Source organism: Chryseobacterium sp. DT-167 (assembly GCF_058310155.1).
Genome location: NZ_JBZEEQ010000006.1, coordinates 214363 through 235547 on the forward strand (window position 1 = coordinate 214363; position 21185 = coordinate 235547).

The window sequence follows — 21185 nt, forward strand, 5'->3', positions numbered from 1 at the left end:
AAATTTGAACAAAAATTAATATTGATAAAATATTTCGCTCCAAACTGCTTTTTGCATTAAAAATGAGCAATATTTATTCAATTAAAAAATCAAACATTCGGATGACAGCTCCCAAAGCAAAAAAAATAGAAAATATACTCGAAATTCACGGTGATAAAAGAATTGATCATTATTTCTGGATGAATGACCGGGAAAATCCTGAAGTCATCAAATACCTTGAAGAGGAAAATGCTTACGAAGAAGTAATGATGAAAGATACAGAAGCTTTTCAGGAAGAACTTTATGAGGAAATGAAGGCCCGTTATAAAAAAGATGACGAGTCTATACCCTATTTTTTCAACGAATATTGGTACATTGTACGCTATGAGGAAGGAAAAGAGTATCCTATTTTCTGCAGAAGATTCCAGACCATGGAAAATCCTGAAGAAATCATCCTCGATGTCAACATTCTCGCAGAAGGTCAGGAATTTTTTGAAGTTGCCAATGTTGCGGTAAGCCCGAATAATCAATTGGCTTCTTTTTCAGAAGATAATGTAGGAAGGAGAATCTACAGCTTAAATTTTAAAAATTTAAAAACCGGTGAAATTCTTTCAGATAAAATAGAAAACACAACCGGAAAAGCAGTCTGGGCAAATGACAATGAACATATTTTTTATATAAGAAAAGACGAAAGCCTTCGTGCTTATAAGGTGTACAGGCATAAATTGGGAACAAATCCGACGGAAGACGTTTTAATTTTCCATGAAGAAGACGAAACTTTTGATGTGACCGTTTTTAAAACCAAATCCTTAGAGTATATTTTCCTCGCAAGCTCGAGTACGATTTCTGATGAGCATCATTTTATACCTGCTGATAATGTTTTTGCAGAATGGAAAGTGATTCAGCCAAGAATTGATGATTTGGAATACTCTGTAGAGCATTATGAAGATGAATTTTATATCATCACGAATGCAGATGATGCGACGAATTTTAAAATCGTAAAAACAAAAATTGATAATTGCGGAATGGAAAACTGGGTAGACGTAATCCCACACCGTGCCGGAGTTTTGCTGGAAGGTTTTGAAATTTTCAAAGATTATCTCGTTTTGGAGGAAAGAGAAGAAGGTCTTTTGCAGATAAAAATCATCAACGAAAAAAACGGAGAATCTCATGATTTGCCTTTTTCTGATCCTACTTATACAGCATATATCGGTCTTAATTTGGAATTTAATACAGACGTTTTACGTTACGGCTACACTTCACTTACGGTTCCGGGCTCTACTTTTGAATATAATATGAAGGAAAAAACCACCAAACTTCTGAAACAGCAGGAAGTTTTGGGAGGGAAATTTGTTTCAGAAAACTATATTTCTGAAAGGATCTGGGCCAGCTCAAGAGATGGTGAAGCAAAAATCCCAATCTCACTGGTTTATCACAAAGAAACAAAAAAGACAGCCGACACACCTCTTCTTTTGTATGGATACGGAAGTTACGGACATACGGTCGACGCAAGTTTTTCTAATGTGAGGCTTTCGATTCTTGACAGAGGTTTTATATATGCCATTGCCCACATCCGTGGTGGAGAATATCTGGGAAGAGAATGGTATGAGGATGGAAAAATGTTGTTTAAAAAGAATACTTTTTTCGACTTCATCGATGCCGCTAAATATTTAATTAAAGAAAATTATACCTCTTCAAAACATCTCTACGCAATGGGCGGAAGTGCAGGTGGTTTGTTGGTTGGAGCTGTCGTAAATTACGAACCTCAATTATTCAACGGAATCGTTGCACAGGTTCCTTTCGTGGATGTTGTAACAACGATGTTGGATGAAACAATTCCTTTGACGACAGGAGAATACGATGAATGGGGAAATCCGAATGATGAAGAATATTATTATTATATGAAACAGTATTCGCCATATGATAATGTGGAACCCAAAGATTATCCGAATATGCTGATTACGACCGGGTTTCATGATTCACAGGTACAATATTGGGAACCTGCAAAATGGGTTGCAAAGTTACGTGAATTGAAAACCGATGACAATCTTTTATTGTTTAAAACAGACATGAGTTCTGGTCACGGCGGCGCAAGCGGAAGATTTGAATCATTAAAAGAAGATGCACTGGAGTATGCGTTTTTGATGAAACTTGAAAACAAAATTTAATTAAAAATCAGGTTTAAATTTTACTTGATTTAAATAAGATAACAAATTCTTAAAATATGACAGAAGCAGAATTATGGGCTAAGGTTGAAGAATTTTTTCAAATAAATTTCGACACAGAAAAACATCCGCAGATTGACACCATTCTATTTTTAATCGGTGTTCAGGAATTGGGAAGCGGACAACAAAAATATACGAAAGACGATAAATTGAACATTCTACACATTGCAGTTTGCAGATTGCTTGAACCTTTCGGGTATTTTAAATTTACCCATTACGATAAAGATGGATATCCGCACTTTGAAGAAGTGGAAAAACTTCCGGAATTGAAACCTAATGAGCAACAGCTTTTGATGAAGAAAGCGATTATTCATTACTTTCAGGAAGAAGAATTGATTTAAAAATAAAAAGGAAAGCATAAATGCTTTCCTTTTTCAATTATTTCTTTAAAAGTTCTTCAAGCTGATTCAAGCCCATTTTAAAACCTTCTTCAAAACCCATCTCCAGTTGTTTTTTCATGTCTTCTTCTGTTTGAAAATGCATGTTTACAGAGAGTTTGGTTCCTTCTTCAACCCCTGTAAAACCTAAAAGCCATTTTGTCTGAGGCAAGCTTTCATCAATTTTTCCGGATTCATCACAAAACGCATCAACTCCGTCAAAACTCCGGTGATCATTGATCTCACCATATCTTACCTGAGAATACATTTTCTCTCCTTCCGGACCATTCATAGAATACAGCCAAACTCCGCCCTCTTCAAAGTTGAGATTTTCAGTTTCACATTTCCATGGTTTTGGAGCCCACCATTGATCGAGCAGATCTGGCTTGGTAAAATGATTCCAAACCTGAAGGACTTCAGCATCATACACTTTCATTACATAGATACTTTTTGCATCAAAATCTTTATTAAAAACAATTTCTGAACTCATTAGATATATTTTTATTTAAAATTAAAAAAATTAAACCTAAAAACATTATTTACCCTTTAAAAACCCGGTAATTCCCAAAAAAATGTTAAAAAACACGATTTTAAGAAATACAACACAATTTATTGGCGCATTTTTTGTTTATATGGTCATAAAATATTTAATTTTAACATTTGTAATTACAAATTATTATAATGAATAACAAGTTCATCCCGATAATCTCAGTTTTCATGACGATCTCATTAATTGTTTTTGTAACGCTGCAGTTTTATTGGCTTAAAGGATATTACGGAGCTTTGGAACAGGAGTTTTCCAATAAAGTATATACCGCTCTCGAAAATACCACAAAAACAGTTTCTGAATTGGAAGTTGAAAAATTATTAAATGAAAACTATGAAAACTTCCGAGATAACATTAAAGCAAACAGCAAACAACCGTCATTAACAACGATTCAGCAAACGATAGATTCCGGAACTCAAAGATCAATTGTTTACTCTAAAAATCTTATCGAGCAAAAACAGCTACCACTCAACAAAACAGGAGATTCGTTACGTTTAACTACCCTATACACAGATGAAGCTGCTTACAAAATAAAAAAAGATACGACGCACAGAGAACAATTAACCTCTGAGATCAATCAGGACATTGAGAGTGGTGATTGGGGGATGAAAGAGTTTGTAAAGGTAAATGGGAGCAGTATGCCGATTACAAAACGTGTTGAAGCCAAAGTTTTAGATTCTATCCTCAGAAAAGAACTTAATATGAAAGGGATTACAGCAACTTTCGGATATGGAGTCAGTGACAAAAACAACAAACTTACCAATGTCGTGAATAAGGTTTTTAAAGAAAAAAAAGAAGCAAACACGTATTCTTACCCTCTGTTTACAGACACGAAAGACAGAACGTTGTATACTTTAGCTTTAGTTTTTCCGAAAAAGGAATATTCTTTAGCGATGAATAACTGGCCAATGCTTTTAGGAACTTTTCTTTCTCTATTGACGATTTTGGGAATTTATATCATTTCCATTAATTATATGATGAAGCAGAAAAAAATCGCTGAGATCAAAACCGACTTTATCAATAATATGTCTCATGAGTTTAAAACTCCTTTAGCGACAATTTCTGTGGCAACAGATTCTTTAGCGAATGATAAGATTGCCACAAATCCTGAGAAAGTAAGATATTATTCCAGCTTAATCAAACAGGAAAATCTGAGAATGAAAAAACAGGTTGAGAATGTCCTTAATATGTCAAAACTTGAAAGGAATGAAGTGAAATTATTCCTGAAAGAAACCAATGTAAGAGAGCTAATCAAAAAGACGACTGAATCATTCGGATTGATCGTTACGCAGAGAAACGGAACATTAAGACAGGAATTTAATGCTGAAAAATACAATTTTAAAATTGATGAATTCCACATCTCAAATATGCTGGTGAATCTTTTGGACAATGCCAATAAGTACTCTCCCGAAACACCGGAAATCAGCGTTAAAACAAGAAATGAAGGCAATTGGTATGTAATTGAAATTTCCGATAAAGGAATGGGAATGGAAACAGAAAACAGAACCAAGATATTTGAAAAATTCTTCAGAGAAGAAACAGGAAATATCCACAACGTAAAAGGACAGGGACTCGGACTTTCTTACGTAAAAAAAATCATTGAACTTCACAAAGGTCAAGTGATTGTAGATTCAGAAAAAGACAGAGGAAGTACATTTATTATTAAACTTCCGATGGTTTAGATATATAAATGAAATTATCAACAAAACAAATTTTAATTAAACAAATAAACAAAATATGAGCAACAGAATATTATTAGTAGAAGACGACCAGAGTTTCGGAGCGGTATTGAAAGATTACCTTTCTATCAACAATTTTGAAGTAACTCTAGCAGTTGACGGTGAGCAGGGATTGAAAGAATTTACAGAAAACGAATTCGACATCTGTATTTTCGACGTAATGATGCCGAAAAAAGACGGATTCTCTTTAGCGGAAGACGTAAAAAAAATCGATAAAAATACGCCGATCATATTCCTTACCGCAAGAAATATGAGAGAAGATATATTAAAAGGATATCAGTTGGGAGCAGATGATTATATTACAAAACCATTTGATACTGAGCTACTTTTATACAAAATCAAAGCAATTCTTCAGAGAAGTTCTACTTTGGAGAACGAAGAGCAGGAGCAATTTAAGATCAGCAACATTTTCTTTGATTCTATGCTGAGACAATTGAGAGTAGGTGATAATGAGTACAAACTTTCACCAAAAGAAAACGAACTCTTAAAATTACTTTGTCTTCACAGAAACGACTTTATGCCGAGAGATCTGGCTTTAAGAAAAATCTGGAAAAAAGAGAATTATTTTACCGCAAGAAGTATGGATGTTTACATTGCAAAACTTCGTAAATTATTGAAAGATGATGATGGTCTGGAAATCATCAACGTTCACGGCGAAGGTTTCAGACTTTTGGTTAAGAACTAAACGAACGTTAAAATCGTAACATAATATATAAATTAGCAAAGCATTTGGAAATGTTTTGCTAATTTTGTTTTTTACGCTTATTTATCATGAAAAATATATTTTTAGGAATAATTGCAACCGGAATATTGGTGATTTCTTGCAAGAAAGACGAAAGACCTACTTACATAAAAGAAGAAGCAGCAGTTCAGCAATCAGCCGCTCCTCAAGTTAATAATACGCCACAACCTTCATTATTAAATCAGGCAGGAATTCCAACTGCTGCACCGGCTTCACAATCAGTTGCTACTGCACCGGGAATGAATCCTCCTCACGGGCAACCGGGACATAGATGTGACATTCCTGTAGGTCAGCCTTTAAACAGCAAACCGTCAGCTCAACCCACCGCAACAGCATCTCAGAATGTAGCAGTGAATGGCAATAATACGATTCAGATTGATCCAAATGCAGTAAGTCCCGGAAAAATTATGATTGATCAAAACGGGAAACAGGTAAAAACTGCACCTGGAATGAATCCTCCACACGGACAGCCCGGTCATCGATGTGATATTCCGGTTGGTCAGCCATTAAATAGTAAACCTGCACCACCAACTACACAAAATGCTCAGCCGCAAGTAGTCTCACAGCCCGCTCCGGCTCCTCAAGCTGTTGCCAATAACACTGGTCCAAAACCTAAACTGAATCCAGCTCACGGCGAACCTTGGCATGACTGTGCTAAAAAAGTGGGTGAAGCACTTTAATTATTTTTTGTAGATTTGCAAACGTGAAGTACATTCAGGTTTTATTCATTATCTTTTGTTTAGGAATTTTTTTGATTCCTAAAGATAATTTTTATGCCCAGGCTTCACAGGAAAATTGTTGCAAAACAGATTCAAAAAAACACAGCTGCTGCGATAAAGATCATAGCAACCACGGAAAGAAAGATGATAAATCAGCATGCAACGATGACTGTTGTGCGTTTTGTGTAACTTGTAATAATTTTGTTGAAAATTTTGCTGCTAAGACGGTATTTTTCAATCATTCTCCATTTAAAACGGATAAAAAATTAGAATTTCAATATTCTGATCCTCATATTTCAGACAGTTTAAAAGACATTTGGCAACCTCCAAAACTAGGTTAATTATCAATTGGTCATTCATTAAAAATTTTAATGAATCGTTTTTTAATTAATCTAAATTTCAAACAAATGAAATCATATACCACCAAGATATTTCTTGGTTTATTCCTGTTATTCACACAATTTATTTTTGCGCAAACCTTGAATAAAAGCCAGTTCCAAGTCAAAGGAAACTGTGATATGTGCAAAGAAAGAATAGAAACCACAGCATTGAAAGCAGGAGCTTCTGCGGCAAGGTATTCAATCGACAATCAAACACTTACGTTAGAAACCAACGGAAATATTTCTACTGACGATATTCTGAAAAAAGTAGCGGAAGCAGGACACGATAATGAAAAATTCAAGGCTTCTGACAAAACTTATGAAAGTCTTCCAAGCTGTTGTCATTACGAAAGAGATCTTCCAAAAACCGGTTTAGCAACAGAACATCATGATCATTCTAAAGGTGAAAACGAATTTTTTGTGAAAGGAAACTGCGAATCTTGTAAAGCCAGAATTGAAAAAGCAGCAAAAGATGCAGGAGCCAATTCGGCAAACTGGAATTCTGAAACTCAGATCGTTTCCTTAAATTTTGACAATTCAAAAACCTCATCAGATAAAATTCTTAAAAAAATCGCTGATGTAGGTCATGATAACGAAAAGTATAAAGCCCCGGATTCTGTCTATAAAAAACTTCCTGGTTGTTGTCTTTATGACAGAGAAATTCCTTTAGGACAAAAAGGAGCAGAAGTACATTCTGATGAAAACAGAAAAGAAGCTGATCATCAAAATCATATTGAAGAAACCAAAAAAGAAAGCGATAACGAAAAGAATATTGAAGAAGTGAAAGTAACTGCTTCAAAAGCAGCAACTTCAATCAGTAAAAAAGATGCAGGTCTGGTTTTTAATATTGATTCAAAAGAATTATTAAAAGCTGCCTGTTGCAATTTATCTGAAAGCTTTGAAACCAACGCAACCGTTGATGTATCATTCAGCAATGCTGTAACCGGAACCAAACAACTGAAAATGTTGGGTTTAGACCAAAAATACACGAGTTTAACCAAAGAGCTTTTACCTGAGATCAGAGGAATCGCTTCTGCGTATGGTTTAAATCTTATTCCGGGACGTTGGATTGAAAGTATTCAACTGACAAAAGGCGGAAGTACAGTCACAAACGGCTACGAAAGCATTACAGGACAGATCAATACAGAATTGATCAAAAGTTCAGACAAACCAAAAACTTCTTTAAATTTATTTTCAGATTTTAACGGCAGAGCCGAAGCAAATATTACCCATGTTGCCCCGATCAATGAACATTGGACGCAGACATTCTTACTTCACGGAAACGGAACTTTTGGAAACACTGACATGAATGATGACGGTTTTTTGGATCGTCCTAAAGGGTCGCAGATCAATGCAGCTTATTTGTTGAATTTTAATGACTTAGAAAAATCAGGTTTCGGTTCGCACTTTGGAATTAATTTCGTAAAAGATGAAAGAACTGCGGGACAAACCGCTTTCAATAAACAAATAGATCAGGAAGATCAGGCAGCTTACGGTGTCGGAATTGACATTTCAAGATTTCAGGTCTGGAACAAAACGGGATACGTTTTCAAAGGAAAGCCTTATCAAAGTTTAGGTTGGATGAATCAATATGTTTATCATCAGCAGGACAGCTTTTTCGGTTTGAGAAATTATTCAGGAAAGCAACACACTTATTATTCAAATTTAATTTTTGAAAGCATCATCGGAAATACCAATCATAAGTATAAAACCGGAGCAAGTTTTATGTACGATTCTTATGATGAGAATTATTTATCAGACAGTTTTAAAAGAAACGAGGTGGTTCCGGGAATTTTTGCCGAATATACTTTGACAAGCTTAAAATACACGTTGGTTGCAGGTGCAAGAGCCGATTTCCATAATTTGGCTGGAACCCAATTTACACCGAGATTGAATTTTAAATATGATTTTACTCCGCAAACGATTTTGAGATTATCGGCTGGAAGAGGTTTCAGAACCGCTTCCGTTTTTGCTGAAAACCAACAGTATTTTGCATCCAACAGAAATATTCAGATTCTTCAGAACGGTGGAGACATTTATGGTTTGAAACCTGAAATTGCCTGGAATTATGGAGCAAGTTTACAACAGGAATTCAAATTATTCGGAAGAAAATCGACTTTGATGGCAGATTTTTTCAGAACAGATTTTCAGGATCAGGTTTTGGTAGATCTTGACCGTTCACCTCAGCAACTGACTTTTTATAATTTAGAAGGAAAATCTTTTGCAAACAGTTTTCAAACGCAATGGGATTTTACCCCTTTCAAAAACTTTGACGTGAGACTGGCTTACAAATATTACGATGTTCAGGCGGATTATCTGGACGGAAGAAGACAGGTTCCTTTTATGGCGAAGCACAGAGGTTTCGTCAACTTAGCTTATTCTACAAATAAAAGTACAAAGGGAGCTTTCTGGAGCTTTGATACTACTCTAAACGTTGTCGGAAAGCAAAGACTTCCAAATACTTCAAGCAATCCTGCAGAATTTCATATTCCAACGTATTCCGAATCTTATGCGGTTTTGAATGCCCAGATTTCAAGAAATTTCAATCAGAAAATCAGAGCTTATTTTGGTGGTGAAAACCTAACTTCTTATAATCAGAAAAATGCGATTGTAGATTTCAAAAATCCTTTCGGAAACTATTTTGATGGCGGAATGGTTTACGCTCCGATTATGAAAGCCAATTTCTATGTTGGACTGGATGTAACTTTCTAGTTTGAAAGCTATAGAATATAGGGTTAGTTTTTAAATTAACTCATTTCAAAAAATAAAATTCGAGGCATGATGTCAATAATTTAATCTTATTGCATCATGCTTTTTTTGTACCTTTCAATTAAAGAAAATGCATGAGTTTGCAGAACTTATTTTTGGAAGACGATTATAAAAAATTTGGTTTCGGACATTTCTCACAAAACAATTTTGAAAGTGTGGAACGTATAAAATCACAACCATACATTAAAGTATTGTATTTGCCTGCCGGATACGAACTGACTGTAGATTTTAATCATTACAAAACAGAATCTCCAAGTCTTTTCTTCATCACGTATCAACTTCTCGATATCAAAAAAGGAAATACGGATGAGGCATCTCTTCTTTACTATAACAGAGATTTTTATTGTATTCAAATCCATGATAAAGAAGTTGCCTGCGACGGATTGCTTTTTCATAACGTATTTGAAAATCCAAAAGTTGAGCTTAATGATTCTGAAAACGAGATCATCAAGAGCTTATTTGACAACATTAAAGATGAACTGCAGTCTAAAGATTCGTCTTCTGAAGAAATGATCAGAACGTATCTGAAACAAATAATCATTCGTGCCACAAGAAAATGGAAAGTTCAGAATATACAAACAGAAAATCTGATGATAAACCATCATGAAGTAGATATTTTCAGAGATTTTAGTCGTTATCTGGAAATTCATTACAGAGAAAAACATCATGTCTCTGACTATGCAGAAATGCTTCATATTGCCCCAAAAACATTAGCACACAAGTTTAAAAATCTGAATCTGGAGTCGCCCAATCAATACATCATCAACAGAATTTTGCTGGAAGCAAAGAGACTTCTCTTTTACACCGAAAAAACAGTGAAAGAGATTGGTTATGATTTAGGTTACGAAGATCCTGCCTACTTCAACAGACTTTTCACACAGAAAGTTGGAAGCACACCGATTAATTTTAAGAAAAATTATACATCGGGAAAAAAGTACAACATTTAATGCTTTTAATCTATTTATTTAAGAACATACACTCCATATCTTTGTATCATCAAAAAGCAATTAATATTTAACATTAAAAAATTCAAACATTATGAAACGTAACGCAACAGCCGTTTGGAACGGTACCGTAAAAGAAGGAAAAGGTCATTTGACAACTCAAAGCACAACTTTAAATCAAACTCAATATTCTTTCAGCAGTCGTTTTGAGGATGGTGTAGGAACAAATCCTGAAGAATTATTGGCAGCAGCTCACGCAGGTTGTTTTACCATGAAACTGAGCGCAGAACTTTCTCAGGCTGGTTTTACTCCTGAAGAACTGACAACAAAATCGGTAATCACTCTAGATCCAAGCATCGGAAAAATTACAAAATCTGAATTGACTTTAACAGCAAAAGTTCCGGGAATTTCTGAAGAAGACTTTCAAAAGTATGCGAAAATTGCTGAAGAAGGTTGCCCGGTAAGTGCGGCTTTCAATTTTGAGATCACTCTGAATGCTACTTTAGCTTAAAGATTCGTAAGAATTTTCTAGAAAGCAAACTCCCATTTTGTCATTCCGCAGGAATCCAAACTAATTTTTTAGAGATTGAATATAAAATCTTTGCATAGATTTCTACGGAAAGACAGATTGAGTATATAAGTCATAAAATAATATAAGTCTGAGTTTATAATTATTCTCAGACTTTATTTTGAAATAAAATATACCAGTCGGTATATTTTTGTTATATTTGCATACTTTATTTGGTAAAATGTCTAAAGCAGAAAAGACAAAACAGTTCATCATCGAAAAAACAGCAGCCTTGTTCAACAGCAAAGGCTACACGAGAACATCATTATCTGATATTTCTGAGGCGACAGGTTTGACGAAAGGAAGTATTTATGGTAATTTTGAGAACAGAGATGAGCTAGCCATTGAAGTTTACAAATTCAATTCCGGATTGCTTGGAAAAAATTTGTTGAGATCTTTCGGCGATGAATTTCCTACTTTATCAGACAAACTCTACGCATTTGTTGCATTTTACCGAAAAAACTGGCATTTCGTTTTTGCAAACGGAGGTTGCCCAATTATGAATGCAGCCACAGAATCTGACGATACTTTTCCGGATCTTAAAAAGCAGGTTGCCATTTCTTTCGAAAACTGGAAGAAAACTGTATCAAAAATCATTGTAAAAGGGCAGGAAAGCGGCGAATTTAATAAAGAAATTAATGCGGAAGAATTTGCATCGCTCTTCATCATGCTGATTGAAGGCGGCATTTTACTTTCAAAAACAACAGACGATGAAAAATATCTCAACCTCGCTTTAGACAGAGTATTATCAATCATCGATCGTGAAATAAAAATTCCATCATAAATATTGCTATGGACAAACTCGCAAAACTACAATCGTTTATCGGGAAAGAATTTTCCGAATCTCCCTCTCCTTTTATGCGTTGGTTAAATCCAATCGTGATCTCAGCTGAAGAGGGTCAGATCGTTTTTCAATATAAAGTAAGAGCAGAATGGCTCAATCCGATGGGAAATCTCCACGGAGGCGTAACCGCAGCAATTGTGGATGATATTATTGGTGCAACAATGTTTTCTTTAAACGAAAGATCATTCATCACCACCATCAACAATGCAATTGATTATTTTTCTACCGCCAAAGAGAACGATAATATCATTGCCGAAACAAAAGTGATCAAACGAGGAAGACAGTTTGTGAATGCACAATGCGAAATCTGGAATGCGGATAAAAGCCGTCTGATCGCCAGAGGAACTTCTAATTTATTTAAAATCAATAATTAAACATAAAAATCACCATTTACATTGGCATGATTATGTTAAGCTTTAATAAAGAATAAATCTATATATGAAAAGAGTTGTCATCACAGGAATGGGTGCAGTAACACCTTTGGGAAACAATGTCGAAGATTTTTGGCAAAACAGCATCAACGGAAAAAGCGGGGCAGATCTGATCACGCATTTTGATACTGAAAAATTTAAGGTTCATTTTGCCTGTGAAGTGAAAAACTTTGATCCGAAAGTTCATCTTACCCACAACGAAATAAAAAGAAGTGACCTTTTCACGCAATACGCATTATACTCCTCTGCGGAAGCAATTCAGGATTCCGGTTTGGATTTTGAAAAAATGGATCCGTTTGACACAGGTGTCATCTGGGGAACCGGACAAGGCGGAATGTGGACTTTTGAGCATGAAGTAATGGAATTTGCAAAAGGTGAAGGCAATCCTCGTTTCAATCCTTTTTTCGTCCCTAAATTTATTGCCAATATGGCTTCCGGAATGATTTCTATGAAATTTGGTCTTCAGGGAATCAATTATACAACCGTTTCTGCATGTGCCACAGGAAATACGGCAATCATGGATGCTTTCAATTATATCCGTCTAGGAAAAGCGAAAGTAATCATCAGCGGAGGTTCTGAAGCAGCCATTACTCCGGCTTCGGTTGGCGGATTTTCTGTAATGAAAGCAATGTCTACCAGAAATGATGACTTTGCAACGGCAAGCCGTCCTTACGATGCAGACAGAGATGGTTTTGTAATGGGGGAAGGTGCAGGATCTCTGGTTCTTGAAGAATATGAACATGCAAAAGCCCGTGGCGCAAAAATATATGCAGAATTAGTGGGAGCTGCAATGACAGCCGATGCTTATCACATGACGGCACCTCATCCGGACGGAGCCGGAGCCATAAAAGCGATGCAGCTTGCTTTGGAAGAAGCCGGGGCAAATGCAGAAGACATCAATTACATCAATCCTCATGCAACCTCTACTCCGCTTGGAGATTTAATTGAATTGAATGCCATCAATAAAATTTTTAAAGGAAATACCAATCTCGACATCAGCGCTACCAAATCAATGACTGGACATTTGTTGGGTGCAGCCGGAGCAGCAGAAGCAATTATTTCAATAAAAGCTATTCAGACGGGGATCATTCCACCAACGATCAACAATCATCATGTGGATGAGAGAATTCCTAGAGACATCAATATTGTCTTTAATGAGGCTAAGGAAAAAGAAATTAATTATGCCTTAAGCAATGCTTTTGGATTTGGGGGACATAACGCCACTTTGATTTTCAAAAAGTTTAAATGATTTTGTAAAAAACATAAAAAAGCAGTCCATATTAGACTGCTTTTTTATTTAAATATAAAATATGAGATTAAGTCTCATCTGAAACAAATAAATCTGCTGAATTCTCGTCCATAGGAATATATACTCTTTCCCAGACCTGATCTTCCATTTCCCAACTATGCCCAATTCCTTCAGTATCTTCCGCCAAAAGAATGATTCCGGGTTCAATAAGAAATGTAGAACCATCACTTACTTTAAATCTGACATTCCCTTTTAAAGTCACCACATATTGTTTTCTTGGAGCAGGGTGAACATCTTTTTCCCACTCTTCGGTATGTTTACTTATCCAAAAAGATGAAGTATTGATTGATTTCAAAGCCGGCAATTTTCCTTTTTCAAAAGTACTGCTGCCATCGGGATTATTTTTTAATCGCACAGCTGGTATAAAATCTGAATTATTCATTTCCTTTAAAATCGATTATGCTTTCAACCATTCTGAGGAAGAGAGATAATTTTCGTCAGGATAATAAATAAAAAGGCAATTTTTACCTTTTATCGTGTTGATAATAGGCTCTGTCAAAGCTCGTGGAATTGCAGGACAGCCCCAGCTTCTTCCGATTCTTTTGTGTACCGTTGCAAATTCTTCACTCACATAATCTGCTCCATGCATCACAACAGCTCTTTTATAAGCTGCATCATTAAAACCTTTATCCATTCCTAAAAGTTTTAAAGAATATCCGTTATCCCCATTATACGTTGATTCAGTAACATAAAATCCCATGCTGCTTTGAAGCGAACTTTCCGTATTTGAAAAGTTGGTGGCAAATTCTTCGCCAGTATTTTTTCCGTGGGCAACAAGTGAGTTGAATAAAACTTTCTTTTCCTGAGTATCAATCACCCAAAGTCTTTTTGTATTGGAAGATAAAGAGAAATCGCAGATCGTTAATAAATGTGCTTCTTGTCCTAATTTTCCTGCTTTTTTGAGATTTTCAAATCCTAATAAAGCTTTTGCAAAGACATCAAATTGAAGTTTATTGGTGTTTTCGAATGAGATTGATTGGTAAAGTTCCTCAGAAGCACTCAGGCTATTTGTATTTTTTACTGATTTTGTTTCAATTAAAGTTTCTATTTTTTTTGTGTTATTAATCTCTTTATTATCCGTCTTCTCCGGTGAAAGATAAAATGAAGTTGAGACCAAATACACAATACCTAATAAGCTATAAAATCCTTTCATTAATATTATGTTAAATTAAATTTGCGGATACAAAATTATGAAAACATAATACGCAATCCGTGAAATCTCGGAAAGTTTAACTGAATTTAAGAAAGTTTAACGCAATGATTATCTGATAATAAGCTTTTATTTTTGTGAATCGGGAACAAACTCTAAACTTACAGAATTCATGCAGTATCGTGTTCCTGTAGGAGCCGGACCGTCATTGAAAACATGCCCCAAATGAGAATCACAACGTTTGCAGACTACTTCAACTCTTTCCATTCCGTGAGAAGAATCTCTGTTGTAAGCAGTCCCTTCTTTATCTGCCTCAAAGAAGCTTGGCCATCCGCAAGTTGATGAAAATTTAGAATCTGATCTGAACAAATGATTACCGCAAACTGCACAATAATATTCTCCCAACTCGTCAAATTCATTATATTTTCCGGTAAAAGGTCTCTCTGTAGCTGCTTCTCTTGCGATTGCGTACAAATCAGGCGAAAGAATTCTCTTCCATTCAGCATTTGAAACATTCAGTTTCGTACGGTCTGTTCTTGAATAATATGGATTGTTTTTTGCTTCTGTATTTTCCATAGGAGTAGTTTTGACAGGTTTTTTAGTCTGAGAGCACATCTGCAGAAAGGTTAATAAAAATATTGAAATAAAAAATTTCATGATTGTTGTAAAAAGTGAAAAATGGAATGCAAATTTTAATCCGTTATTGATTTATAAATAACTTTTATTTCGGTTTCCATGATCAAATTTACTAAATTTGAGAATATGAATGACGAACTCAAAAGAAAACAGCTCAATAAGTACAAAGCTTTCGCAACAGGACTTTTTGTTTTGATGGCGGTTATTTTTGTTGTGACAACAATTTTTCAAAAAACCAATGATTCTCACTGGATCGGCTATGTACGTGCATTTTCAGAAGCTGCAATGGTCGGAGCTTTGGCAGATTGGTTTGCCGTAACTGCATTATTCCGTCATCCGTTGGGACTTCCGATTCCGCATACCAATCTGATTGAAAACAGCAAACAGAAATTGGGCGATAATCTGGGAAGTTTTGTGGTTTCAAATTTTCTTTCACCCGAAACGATCCGTCCTTATATTCAGAAAATAAAAATCTCAAATTTCGTTGGGGAATGGCTTTCAAAAGAAAGAAATCAGGACGTTTTAATTAAAAATCTTTCTGATATTGTTTTAGACATTCTTAACAAGCTTGATGATTCTGAAGTCAGCCATTTTATCAGCAAAAAGGTGAGTGAAATGACTGATACCATACAACTTAACCAGATTCTTGGAAACGGAATTATCTATCTTTTAGACAAAAATGATCATCAGAAAATTGTAACCAATCTCTCAAAACAGATCAAAGAATATCTCATCGAAAATGATAGCATGATTCAGGAAAGGGTGAAAAAAGGAAGTTATTCTTTTATCCCTTCGTTTATTGACAATAAAATTGCTGAGAAAATAGCAAGCGGGCTTTCAGATTTCTTCCGTGAAGTAGAGGAAGATACCAATCACGAAATCAGAGCTTTAATCACAAAAAAGATTTACGAATTTTCTAATGACTTAAAAGAAGATCCGAAATGGAATGATGAATTCAAGTCTATTAAAAACGACTTTCTGAAAAATGATAAATTAGATGAATATTCAAATGACATCTGGCTTTCCATTAAAAAAACACTCGGCGAAGAGCTACAGGAAAATGAATCTTCATTAAAAAAATATATTTCTAAAAATCTGAATGAGTTTTCTGAAAATTTAAAAACCGACGAAAAACTTCAGAATAAAATCGACAATTGGGTAAGAGTTACTGCGTACAAATATATCCTCAAAAACACGCATCAAGCCGGAAACCTCATCAGCTCGACCGTCGGAAACTGGCAAGGTAAAGAATTAAGCGAAAAGCTTGAATTAGAGGTGGGTAAAGACCTACAATTCATCCGCGTGAACGGAACTTTGGTTGGTGGATTGGTGGGATTGATTATTTATACGATTTCGCATTTCTTTCTTTAAACTAAATTTGCACACATAAAAAAAGCAAAGCCTTAATGACTTTGCTTTTTTTATTTAAATTAATTTTATCTAGAAATTCTTCCTGCTCTAGTCAAAAGTTCCTGATTAATATCGTTGATCAATTGCGGACCTTCATAAATAAATCCGGTATACAGCTGAACCAGACTTGCCCCTGCATTAAGTTTTTCGATGGCATCTTTTGCAGAATGAATTCCACCGACTCCGATAATCGGGAACGCTCTGTTGCTTTTATCCGAAAGATATTTGATCATTTTTGTACTTCTTTCACGAATTGGTTTTCCGCTCAAACCACCGTTTCCAATTTCGGACAAAACTTCAGGAGAAGTTTTCAAACCCTCTCTGTTGACTGATGTATTTGAAACGACGATTCCGTCAATTTTTGTATCAGCAATCAGCTCAATAATTTCATCAAGCTGCTGATTGTTCAAATCCGGAGCAATCTTTAGTAAAATTGGTTTTTGAGTTGCTTTTGTCTGATTGATTTTCTTTACTTCTGTAATCAATTCTCTCAGATATTCAACATCTTCCAGTTTTGCGTGACTTCCAACGTTTGGACAACTCACATTCAGTACAAAATAATCTACGTAAGGATGAAGTCCTTCGAAACAGTCTAGATAATCTTGTGTGTAATTTTCTGGAGTTGTGTTGGTATTTTTCCCAATGTTTCCACCGATGATGATTTTTCCTTTATTTCCTTTCAATTTTTCAATCGCGGCTTCCAAACCATCGTTGTTGAAACCCATTCTGTTGATGATTCCACCATCTTCAATCAAACGGAAAAGTCTTTTTTTAGGATTTCCTGCTTGAGCTTTTGGAGTTACCGTTCCGATTTCAACAAATCCGAAACCCAAATCTCCCAATTCGTTAAACAAAACTGCATTTTTGTCAAAACCTGCAGCTAAGCCTACCGGATTTTTAAATTTCAGTCCGAAAACTTCTCTTTCCAGACGTTTGTCGACAATTGGTTTTGGTAAGAATAATTTGGTAAGAAATCCAAAATTTTTAAGCATTGAAAAAGTAAAATGATGTACTTCTTCAGGATCAAACTTAAAAAGAATCGGGCGAATCAGCGATTTGTACATTGAAAAAAAGTTTTACAAAAATACTCAATTTAAAATTAATGAATTATTGATATGTGATAATTTATTTAAATGAAGATTATTGTCGGTTTTGACCTTAAAGATTATACGGATGTTTGCGCGAATAGACACAGAGTTTGCCCTTGACTTCGTCGAATCTTCGATTTCCGGGGGAACCTAAAATCGGATCTTTCCATAAAATCTCTAATACTACGCATAGATCCTTTCAGGATGACAAACATTAGGGTAAAAATAGCTAAGAATACAAACTTAAATCAAAACTCAAAATAGCTCCTACTCTTTTGAACTCATCATCGATAGTGGCATTTACTGTAATTCTTTCATTAGAAATGGGATGATTAAAAATTAACTGATGGGCGTGAAGCGTCATTTTTGTGATACCAAATGTCTGAAGCCATAACTTGTTTTGTTTATTGCAACCGTGTTTACGACAGCCTAAAATCGGATGCAAAATATGTTTAAAATGTTTTCTTAACTGATGAAATCGTCCCGTTTCAGGAATCGCTTCTACCAGACAATATCTCGAAGTTTGATGCTTTAAAAAAGGCAAATCTATTTCCGAAGTCTGCAAACGATGATAATAAGTGATTGCATTCTGTTTTATTTCGTCTTCGTTAATCAAATCATAATCAATTGTTTCCTCTTCTTTCGTCCATCCTCGAAGAATCGCAATGTATTTCTTTTTGACTTCTCGTGATGCAAACTGAGCGCTCATGATTTTCAAAGTTTCTTTATCTAAAGTGAACAGCAGTACACCCGAAGTTTTACGGTCTAAGCGATGTACAGGAAAAACTTTTTGTCCAATCTGCTTTCTCAATTCCTGAATCGCATATGTATCTGCTTCTCCGGAATAAAAAGATTTATGAACCAATAATCCGCTTGGTTTATTGATGGCAATAAGATGCTCGTCACGATAAAGAATTTCTAACATTTGGCAAAAGTAGGAAAACCCTGTTCACCAGAAAAGATTGTGATTAAAGTTCACGTTTAAATGTATAATGAAACAAATACGTTCCCATATGTTCTCTACTTTCGACACCCACCAATTCCCAGCCATCCATACCATATTGATTTAGTGTTTTGTCCATTTCAACTGGATCGTATTCTACAGTCCAAAAGCTAACTTTAGGCTTTACCACAACAGTTTTGTATTCAAATTTTTTTTTCATATTAAATTTTAAGTTTAATGACAATTAATATTGAACGTTAAAACTACTCATAAAATTGAAAAATAAATATCATCTCTCCTTAAAAAATTATCTTTTTTTGGGGGAATTTCATCTTATTGAAATTCAAAATGCAAAACCTGACGGGTTTATCAATAGTTTTTAGGCGGACTTTCTTCAATAGCCCTGATTGCAGCGACATCCTTTTTCTTAATGGGCTTGAAAAAAGCGATGGCGAAAAAGATACAGCGGAAAGCAGGTTCCCGGCTCCCAATAATTTCATTGTTAAAAACTTCCATCTTCCTACATTTTCACTATTTTTGCACATCAGACGTAAAAAAATTATGGCAAAGCAAGAAGATGTTTTCAAGAAAGTGATTTCTCACGCTAAAGAGTATGGTTTTATTTTCCCTTCCAGTGAGATCTATGACGGTTTATCCGCTGTTTATGATTATGGACAGAATGGTGCAGAACTGAAAAATAATATCAAACAATACTGGTGGAAAGCAATGGTACAGCTTAACGAAAATATTGTAGGTATTGATTCGGCAATTCTAATGCACCCTACAACTTGGAAAGCTTCGGGCCACGTTGATGCATTCAACGATCCTTTGATTGATAATAAAGATTCTAAAAAACGTTTCAGAGCAGATGTTTTGGTAGAAGATTATTGCGCAAAAATCGAGGATAAAGAAAATAAAGAAATCGAAAAAGCAGCGAAAAGATTCGGTGAGTCTTTCGATAAAGATCAATTTGTTGCAACGAATCCTAAAATTTTAGAATACAGAGCAAAAAGAGAAACGATACTTTCTAGACTGGCAAAATCTCTGGAAAATGAAGATCTTGCCGATGTAAAAGCTTTAATTGAAGAATTGGAAATTGCTGATCCCGATACCGGTTCAAGAAACTGGACGGAAGTAAGACAATTCAACTTAATGTTCGGAACTAAACTGGGTGCTTCTGCAGATTCTGCGATGGATCTTTATTTAAGACCGGAAACCGCTCAGGGTATTTTCGTAAATTTCTTAAACGTTCAAAAAACTTCTCGTCACAGACTTCCTTTTGGTATTGCTCAGATTGGTAAAGCATTCAGAAACGAGATCGTTGCAAGACAGTTTATTTTCAGAATGCGTGAATTTGAACAGATGGAAATGCAGTTTTTCGTAGCTCCGGGAACTGAACTTGAATTCTACGAACAATGGAAGCAAAAACGTCTGAACTGGCATTTGGCTCTAGGTTTAGGAAACGAAAATTACCGATTCCATGATCATGAGAAACTGGCGCATTATGCAAATGCTGCAGCTGACATTGAATTTAATTTCCCATTCGGATTTAAAGAACTGGAAGGTATTCACTCAAGAACAGATTTTGACTTAAAGGCGCATGAGAAATTCTCCGGCAGAAAATTACAGTTTTTTGATCCTGAAAGAAACGAAAATTATGTTCCGTACGTTGTAGAAACTTCGGTTGGTTTAGACAGATTATTCCTTTCAATCTTCTCTCATTGTTTAAAAGACGAAGTTCTGGAAGACGGTTCGGAAAGAACGGTTTTATCATTACCTCCGGCTTTGGCTCCGATTAAAGCAGCAATTTTACCATTAATGAAGAAAGATGGCTTAGCAGAATATGCTGAAAATATCTTCAATGATCTGAAATATGATTTCAATTTATTCTACGAAGAAAAAGATGCGATCGGAAAACGTTACAGAAGGCAGGATGCGATCGGAACACCTTATTGCATCACAGTAGATCACGATTCACTTACAGATCATACCGTGACCATCAGAGACAGAGACACGATGCAGCAGGAAAGAGTTCCTGTTTCTGAGTTGAGGCGAATCATTGATGAGAAAACGAACTTCAGAAATTTACTTTCTAAAATATAGATTGAAGCCTTGAGAAATCAGGGCTTTTTTATTTTTAAAATTCCAGGTTTTTTGTCATTCCTGAGGAATTTTAACTAAACTCTGAAAAACTTTGTTGAGATTCCTGCGAAATGACAAAGATGCTTTTTAAACACTATCTCTTTAGAAGAATACTTTTATTTTCCTGTTATTATCTGCAATTCTATTATTCATTTTAAACGCAAAGTTTGTCATCCTATGTTTGCAAAACAATAAATTTAATTAATAATAAAGAGAAGTTAGGGTAAAGAAAAAAGCTACAGA

Annotated in this window: 21 protein-coding genes; 13 read left to right on the forward strand and 8 right to left on the reverse strand. The window is 35.2% G+C overall.

What is annotated here, in order from left to right; translation table 11 throughout:
• The first annotated feature begins 101 nt into the window (after positions 1 to 101).
• Positions 102 to 2147 (forward strand): S9 family peptidase, encoded by a 2046-nt coding sequence (locus AC4FQ5_RS10490; RefSeq protein ID WP_491143106.1) that lies wholly within the window; start codon positions 102 to 104, stop codon positions 2145 to 2147.
• Positions 2148 to 2203: 56 nt separating this feature from the next.
• The gene (locus tag AC4FQ5_RS10495) at positions 2204 to 2545 is read left to right on the forward strand and encodes a hypothetical protein (RefSeq protein WP_242803541.1); all 342 of its coding nucleotides are present in this window, start codon (positions 2204 to 2206) and stop codon (positions 2543 to 2545) included.
• Between the two features lie 37 nt (positions 2546 to 2582).
• On the opposite strand, the gene AC4FQ5_RS10500 is transcribed toward AC4FQ5_RS10495, so the two are convergent.
• The gene (locus tag AC4FQ5_RS10500) at positions 2583 to 3071 is read right to left on the reverse strand and encodes an SRPBCC family protein (RefSeq protein ID WP_491143068.1); all 489 of its coding nucleotides are present in this window, start codon (positions 3069 to 3071) and stop codon (positions 2583 to 2585) included.
• 191 nt (positions 3072 to 3262) lie between these two features.
• Here AC4FQ5_RS10500 and AC4FQ5_RS10505 point away from each other — a divergent pair, with 191 nt between their 5' ends.
• The 9 genes from AC4FQ5_RS10505 to fabF all read left to right on the forward strand — a co-directional run bounded on the left by AC4FQ5_RS10505 (position 3263) and on the right by fabF (position 13513).
• Positions 3263 to 4810 carry a sensor histidine kinase gene (locus AC4FQ5_RS10505; RefSeq protein WP_491143070.1) on the forward strand — a complete coding sequence of 516 codons (1548 nt, stop codon included), beginning with the start codon at positions 3263 to 3265 and terminating at the stop codon, positions 4808 to 4810.
• A gap of 55 nt (positions 4811 to 4865) precedes the next feature.
• Complete coding sequence (locus AC4FQ5_RS10510; RefSeq protein ID WP_047443171.1) at positions 4866 to 5552, forward strand: response regulator transcription factor; 687 nt, start codon at positions 4866 to 4868, stop codon at positions 5550 to 5552.
• Positions 5553 to 5638: 86 nt separating this feature from the next.
• Positions 5639 to 6289 carry a hypothetical protein gene (locus AC4FQ5_RS10515; protein ID WP_491143072.1) on the forward strand — a complete coding sequence of 217 codons (651 nt, stop codon included), beginning with the start codon at positions 5639 to 5641 and terminating at the stop codon, positions 6287 to 6289.
• A 446-nt stretch (positions 6290 to 6735) separates the two neighbouring features.
• Positions 6736 to 9420: a TonB-dependent receptor domain-containing protein gene (locus AC4FQ5_RS10520; protein WP_491143074.1), complete on the forward strand. Its 2685-nt coding sequence runs from the start codon at positions 6736 to 6738 to the stop codon at positions 9418 to 9420.
• A gap of 131 nt (positions 9421 to 9551) precedes the next feature.
• Positions 9552 to 10424: a helix-turn-helix domain-containing protein gene (locus AC4FQ5_RS10525; protein WP_491143076.1), complete on the forward strand. Its 873-nt coding sequence runs from the start codon at positions 9552 to 9554 to the stop codon at positions 10422 to 10424.
• Between the two features lie 91 nt (positions 10425 to 10515).
• Positions 10516 to 10932, forward strand: coding sequence for an OsmC family protein (locus tag AC4FQ5_RS10530; protein WP_047443176.1), 417 nt, complete (start codon positions 10516 to 10518; stop codon positions 10930 to 10932).
• A 238-nt stretch (positions 10933 to 11170) separates the two neighbouring features.
• Entirely contained in the window at positions 11171 to 11773 is a 603-nt protein-coding gene (locus AC4FQ5_RS10535; protein ID WP_491143078.1) for a TetR/AcrR family transcriptional regulator, read from the forward strand.
• An 8-nt stretch (positions 11774 to 11781) separates the two neighbouring features.
• Complete coding sequence (locus AC4FQ5_RS10540; RefSeq protein ID WP_491143080.1) at positions 11782 to 12207, forward strand: PaaI family thioesterase; 426 nt, start codon at positions 11782 to 11784, stop codon at positions 12205 to 12207.
• Between the two features lie 64 nt (positions 12208 to 12271).
• Positions 12272 to 13513 (forward strand): beta-ketoacyl-ACP synthase II, encoded by a 1242-nt coding sequence (fabF, locus tag AC4FQ5_RS10545; protein WP_491143082.1) that lies wholly within the window; start codon positions 12272 to 12274, stop codon positions 13511 to 13513.
• A 67-nt stretch (positions 13514 to 13580) separates the two neighbouring features.
• Here fabF and AC4FQ5_RS10550 read toward each other — a convergent pair whose 3' ends face one another.
• The 3 genes from AC4FQ5_RS10550 to msrB form a co-directional block, all read right to left on the reverse strand.
• Complete coding sequence (locus tag AC4FQ5_RS10550; RefSeq protein WP_491143084.1) at positions 13581 to 13955, reverse strand: cupin domain-containing protein; 375 nt, start codon at positions 13953 to 13955, stop codon at positions 13581 to 13583.
• Between the two features lie 15 nt (positions 13956 to 13970).
• Positions 13971 to 14726, reverse strand: coding sequence for a murein L,D-transpeptidase catalytic domain family protein (locus tag AC4FQ5_RS10555; protein ID WP_491143086.1), 756 nt, complete (start codon positions 14724 to 14726; stop codon positions 13971 to 13973).
• Positions 14727 to 14852: 126 nt separating this feature from the next.
• A complete protein-coding gene (gene msrB, locus AC4FQ5_RS10560; RefSeq protein ID WP_491143087.1) occupies positions 14853 to 15338 on the reverse strand; it encodes a peptide-methionine (R)-S-oxide reductase MsrB in 486 nt (161 codons plus the stop codon).
• Between the two features lie 147 nt (positions 15339 to 15485).
• On the opposite strand from msrB, the gene AC4FQ5_RS10565 reads away from it, so the two are divergent.
• On the forward strand, positions 15486 to 16730 hold the full coding sequence (locus AC4FQ5_RS10565) for a DUF445 domain-containing protein (RefSeq protein WP_491143089.1): 1245 nt from the start codon (positions 15486 to 15488) through the stop codon (positions 16728 to 16730).
• A 65-nt stretch (positions 16731 to 16795) separates the two neighbouring features.
• Here AC4FQ5_RS10565 and AC4FQ5_RS10570 read toward each other — a convergent pair whose 3' ends face one another.
• From AC4FQ5_RS10570 to AC4FQ5_RS10585, 4 genes are all read right to left on the reverse strand, one after another.
• On the reverse strand, positions 16796 to 17833 hold the full coding sequence (locus AC4FQ5_RS10570) for a quinone-dependent dihydroorotate dehydrogenase (protein WP_491143091.1): 1038 nt from the start codon (positions 17831 to 17833) through the stop codon (positions 16796 to 16798).
• Positions 17834 to 18086: 253 nt separating this feature from the next.
• Positions 18087 to 18782 carry a pseudouridine synthase gene (locus AC4FQ5_RS10575; RefSeq protein ID WP_491143093.1) on the reverse strand — a complete coding sequence of 232 codons (696 nt, stop codon included), beginning with the start codon at positions 18780 to 18782 and terminating at the stop codon, positions 18087 to 18089.
• A 43-nt stretch (positions 18783 to 18825) separates the two neighbouring features.
• Complete coding sequence (locus AC4FQ5_RS10580) at positions 18826 to 19020, reverse strand: DUF4177 domain-containing protein (RefSeq protein ID WP_491143095.1); 195 nt, start codon at positions 19018 to 19020, stop codon at positions 18826 to 18828.
• A gap of 149 nt (positions 19021 to 19169) precedes the next feature.
• Positions 19170 to 19316 (reverse strand): hypothetical protein, encoded by a 147-nt coding sequence (locus tag AC4FQ5_RS10585; RefSeq protein WP_491143097.1) that lies wholly within the window; start codon positions 19314 to 19316, stop codon positions 19170 to 19172.
• A gap of 45 nt (positions 19317 to 19361) precedes the next feature.
• Here AC4FQ5_RS10585 and AC4FQ5_RS10590 point away from each other — a divergent pair, with 45 nt between their 5' ends.
• Positions 19362 to 20903: a glycine--tRNA ligase gene (locus tag AC4FQ5_RS10590; RefSeq protein WP_491143099.1), complete on the forward strand. Its 1542-nt coding sequence runs from the start codon at positions 19362 to 19364 to the stop codon at positions 20901 to 20903.
• Positions 20904 to 21185 lie beyond the last annotated feature (282 nt).